Below are 4,478 nucleotides of genomic sequence, written 5' to 3'. Positions count from 1 at the left end.
CGCCCGCCCCAGTTCCCCGCCTGGTTCTCCAGCCGTGCGCGGATGAAGTCCATCAGCGTGCGGGTGGCCAGCGTGGGAAACCGATTCGGCGCGGTCAGCATGTAAATGCTGTCGCCCACGCCTTCGGGCTCGTACTCGGGCAGCACCTCCACCACTTCGCCACGCCCGATCTGCTGCCACACGGCGTAGCGCGGCAGCAAGGCAACGCCGAGCCCTGTCATCATCGACTCGAGCAGGAACGGATAGTCGCCGGACTGGATGCGCGGGGCGACCCGCAGGATCAGCGGCGTGCCGGCCAGCTTCAGCTTGAGATCAAAGCGCCGGCCCAGCGACGCCGGTGCGATCAGGTCGCAATGGGCAAGATCCTCCGCGCGGCTGACCGGCCCGTGCTCCGCCAGGAACACGGGCGATGCGCACAGGCACCAGCCTACCGCGCAAATCCTGCGCGCCACATGATCCTCCGGCGGCAGGGAGGTGATCTTCAACGCCACATCCACCTCGGCGCAGATCAGGTCGCCGATATAGTCATTGATCAGCACGCGCAGGGAGATGGCCGGATATTGCCGGGCGAACTCCAGCAACACCTGCGCCAGGTACAAGTGCCCGAGCCCAGTGGGCAGGCGGATCCGCACATCGCCGCGCACGGTCTGGCCGAGACTGTCGATGGAAGTGCCCGCCGCTTGCAGCTCATCCAGCATGCGCACGCCGTGCGCATACAGCAGCCGCCCGGCCTCGGTCAGCTCCACATGGCGGGTGGTGCGCCGCATCAGTTGCGCGCCCATATGTTGCTCCAGCGCCTTGAGCCGGCGCGAGACATTGGAGCGGGTCATGCCGCCGCGCGCGGCGGCGGCCGTGAGCGTTCTGGATTCCACCAGCGTGACGAACAGCCGGATCAGGTTCAGGTCGAAGCTGGGATTATTGTCAATCATGAGTCAACACGGATGGCACAGGCCGGCGGATTGTCTCGGCCAGGAGTACGCCCTAGCATAGGGCATCCGATGCGACATGACGACTCCCAGATCCCTGCCGATGGCCCAGACCGACCTGCAATCCGCGCTACCTTCGCATACCCCGCCTTCATCCGAAGCTGTCGACGACCTGCCCTTCTCCGGCCTGCGCATCCTGGATATCAGCCAGGGCATCGCAGGCCCCTACTGCGCGCACATCCTCTGGCAGCAAGGCGCCGACGTCATCAAGGTCGATCCGCCTGCTGGCGACTGGGGCCGGCATGTTGGCGTGGTGCGTGGCGAGCACAGTGCGCTGTCGATCGCGTACAACGCCGGCAAGCGCGGCGTCTGCATCGATGCGGCCACCGACGCCGGCAAGGCGTTGTTGTTCGACCTCGCGCTGCGGGCGGATATCGTGGTGCAGAACTTCCGGCCGCAGGTTGCCGAGCGCCTTGGCGTTGGCTACGCCGCGCTGTCCGCGCGCAACCCGGCGCTGGTCTATGTGTCCATCAGCGGCTACGGCGCGCACGGCCCCTATGCCGACCACCCGGCCTCGGACTCCGTGATGCAGGCCGACAGCGGCCTCATGCACACCAACCGCATGGCGGACGGCTCGCCGCGGCGCATCGGCATGCTGCTGGCGGACGCGGCCACTGGCCTGTACGCGGCGCAGGCCGCCGCTGCCGCCTTGTGCAGGCGCTTTCGCAGCGGTGCCGGCGCGCATGTCGAGCTAAGCTTGTTCGACGCCTGCGTGGCGCTGCAGGCCAACAATATCCTCGAGTACGCCATCCAGGGCGCTGTGGCCGCCGGGCCGGTGAGCGCGCCAAATGGCGTCTTTGCCACCAGCGATGGCAGCCTCACCTTGCTGGCGCTCAACAACGCGCAATTCGGCAGGCTCTGCCGCGCGCTGGATCGCCCCGGCTGGGCGCAAGATGCGCGCTTTGCGGACAACGCCAGCCGCATGGCGCACGCGGCCTGGCTGCAGGACGCCGTGGCGGCGGTGCTTGCCGGCAAGAGCACGGCGCACTGGCTCGGCATCCTGCAGGCGCATGACGTCCTTCATGCGCCGGTGCGCAACTACCAGCAAGTGCTCGACCACCCGTTAGCGGCGCCGCAGGGGACCTTCCAGACGGTCGAGCAGGCGGGGCTGGGTGCCTTGCCGTTTGCCGGCATTCCCGCCAAGGGCATGCGGCGGGCGGCCACCGCCGCGCCGCGTGTCGGAGAACACACCGAAGCCGTGCTGCGTGAGTACGGTGTCACCCTGGACAAGCTCGCGCAATGGCTGGAGACGGGCATCGTCAGGCAGGCCAGCCCTCTGGCGGGCAACGCCACCGCTGGAGGCACGGCATGATGCGGGCCCTGCTGTGCGAGCATTTCGGCAAAGCGCAAGACGTTCGCCTTGCCAGCATCCCGCGCCCGGCATTGGCGGATCCGCACGCCGTCACGCTGGCCGTGGAGTACGCAAGCGTCAGCCACGCCACAGGCCTGATGGTGGCAGGCCGCTATCAGACCAAGCCGGCGCTGCCGTTCGTGCCCGGCACCGAGGGGGTCGGCCGCGTGGTGGCTTGCGGCGCAGCTGTCACCCGCCTGCGCCCTGGCGACCGCGTGGCTGCCATTGCCGACTGGGGCTGCTTTGCCGAAGAAGTCACGCTGCCCGAATACACGGTCTACCCCATTCCCGATACGCTCGACGCGCTGCAAGCCCTGCCGATCCCGCTCTCCTACGGCACCGCTTACTGCGGCCTGGTGTGGCGCTGCGCCGTGCAGCCCGGCGACACGGTGCTGGTGCTTGGCGCCGGCGCCGGCGTGGGCCTGGCCGCCGTTGAAATCGCCCATCAGTTGGGCGCGCAGGTGATCGCTTGCGCCAGCACCGATGCGAAACGCGCACAGGCCCTGCGGCGCGGCGCCCAACATGCGCTCGCGCCGGAAGACCTGGCCGCCGCCGTCAAGCGCGTGAGCGGTGGGCGCGGTGCCGACGTGGTGGTGGACCCGGTAGGCGGCGACCTGTTCGACCAGGCGCTGCGCGCGGCGGCCGCCAACGCGCGGATTCTCAGCATCGGCTTTGCCAGCGGCCGCATCCCGCAAGCGCCGCTGAACCTGCTGCTGGTAAAGAACCTGACGCTGCATGGATTTTTCGTCGGCCGCTACATCGGCTGGACGCCCGCCAACGAGCGGGCACAGCATGCCCACGCATTGCAGGCCGTCATGAAGACACTGTGCGGCTGGGCCAGCGAAGGAAAGATCCGACCGACCGTGTCGAAGGTGTACCCGATGAGCGGGCTGGCCGAGGCGCTGGACGCGCTGGAAGCCAGGCAGGTTATCGGCAAAGTCGCAATAAAAATCAAGGAGACTAACGCATGCCAAGCCGATTCAGGGTCCTGAACACACAACACAGTACACAGCCCACCAAGCACCGCCGGTCCGCGTTGCGCCTTGCCCTGCTGGCAACGTTGGCAACCACCGCCCTTGCTGCCTTAGGCGCGTCGCCGGCCCGTGCCGCCGACGATCTCCCGCAGCGCCCGATGCGCATGGTGCTGCCTTACCCACCGGGCGGCCCCACCGACCTGCTGGCGCGCGTGGTGGCGGTCAAGATGGGCGACACGCTTGGCCAGACGGTGGTGATCGACAACAAGCCGGGCGCCAGCGGCATGATCGGCGCGGAAATGGTCGCCAAGGCTGCGCCCGATGGCTACACCATCCTGGCCAACGCCTCGCTGCATGTGATCAACCCGAGCATCTATCCCAGGATGCGCTACGACGCCTTGCGCGACTTTGTGCCCGTCACGCAACTGGCCGATGTGCCACTGGTGCTGGTGGTCAACAACGATTCGCCGGTCAAGACCGTGCAAGACCTGATCGCCTATGCCAAGGCCAAGGGCGGCAGCATCAACTTCGGCTCGGCCGGCAATGCGTCGGCCCAGCAACTGGCGGGCGAGTCCTTCAAATTCGCCGCCAATGTCTCGATGCAGCACGTGCCGTACAAGGGCAGCTCGCCCGCGCTGACCGACCTAATGGGCGGCCAGATCCAGCTGATGTTCGATTCCATGCCATCGGCGATGCCGTTCATCAAGGCCGGCAAGCTGCGCGCCGTGGCCGTCACTACGCTCAAGCGGGCGCGCGCCCTGCCGGACGTGCCCACGGTGGCGGAGTCTGGCTTGCCCGGCTTCAATATCAGCACCTGGTACGGCTTGTGGGCGCCGCGCGCTACGCCAGCGCCGATCGTGGAAAAGCTCGCGGCCCACGCCGCGCAAGCACTGCGCCAGCCCGATGTGCAGCGCCAGTACGCCGACATGGGCGCCGAACCGGTGGGTTCTTCCCCCGCGGAGTTCGCGCGCTACACCGAGGCAGAGGGCAAAAAGTGGGCCGAGATCGTGCGCAAGTCGGGCGCCAAGGCGGATCAATAGCCGTCGATAGCCGTCAATAGCCATCGGTGGCCATCGGTGGCCATCGGTGGCCATCGGTGCGCTGCCGTGGCAAGCGGCAGCACCGATGGACAGATCCGCCCCCCCGGCGGGACAATTGCCACCCCGG

The 4,478-nt window shown here is 67.9% G+C and carries 4 protein-coding genes; 3 read left to right on the top strand and 1 reads right to left on the bottom strand.

Features of this window, described 5'->3' with window-relative positions; all coding sequences use genetic code 11:
* Nucleotides 1–929 (bottom strand): LysR family transcriptional regulator (locus tag AC1RWI_RS37710; protein ID WP_492870852.1); only part of this gene is annotated, 929 nt, incomplete at its 3' end.
* 100 nt (nucleotides 930–1,029) lie between these two features.
* On the opposite strand from AC1RWI_RS37710, the gene AC1RWI_RS37705 reads away from it, so the two are divergent.
* Genes AC1RWI_RS37705 through AC1RWI_RS37695 form a run of 3 tightly spaced genes read left to right on the top strand, consistent with a single transcriptional unit; the run spans nucleotide 1,030 to nucleotide 4,351 of the window.
* A complete protein-coding gene (locus AC1RWI_RS37705) occupies nucleotides 1,030–2,298 on the top strand; it encodes a CaiB/BaiF CoA transferase family protein (protein ID WP_492870854.1) in 1,269 nt (422 codons plus the stop codon).
* Entirely contained in the window at nucleotides 2,298–3,329 is a 1,032-nt protein-coding gene (locus tag AC1RWI_RS37700) for an NADPH:quinone oxidoreductase family protein (RefSeq protein WP_492870853.1), read from the top strand. The genes AC1RWI_RS37705 and AC1RWI_RS37700 overlap by 1 nt, the downstream gene beginning before the upstream one ends.
* Nucleotides 3,305–4,351: a tripartite tricarboxylate transporter substrate binding protein gene (locus AC1RWI_RS37695; protein ID WP_492870851.1), complete on the top strand. Its 1,047-nt coding sequence runs from the start codon at nucleotides 3,305–3,307 to the stop codon at nucleotides 4,349–4,351. Before AC1RWI_RS37700 ends, AC1RWI_RS37695 begins: the two co-directional genes overlap by 25 nt.
* Nucleotides 4,352–4,478 lie beyond the last annotated feature (127 nt).

This window comes from Cupriavidus sp. MPR-AND1C, assembly GCF_058809705.1.
The sequence above is the reverse complement of the archived record's forward strand: the minus strand, read 5'-3'. Positions and strand labels throughout refer to the sequence as shown.

Bases quoted from the DNA above. Each gene is read 5' to 3' on its own strand.
- AC1RWI_RS37705 (WP_492870854.1), top strand. From the start codon at position 1,030: ATGGCCCAGACCGACCTGCAATCCGCGCTACCTTCGCATACCCCGCCT.
- AC1RWI_RS37700 (WP_492870853.1), top strand. From the start codon at position 2,298: ATGCGGGCCCTGCTGTGCGAGCATTTCGGCAAAGCGCAAGACGTTCGC.
- AC1RWI_RS37695 (WP_492870851.1), top strand. From the start codon at position 3,305: ATGCCAAGCCGATTCAGGGTCCTGAACACACAACACAGTACACAGCCC.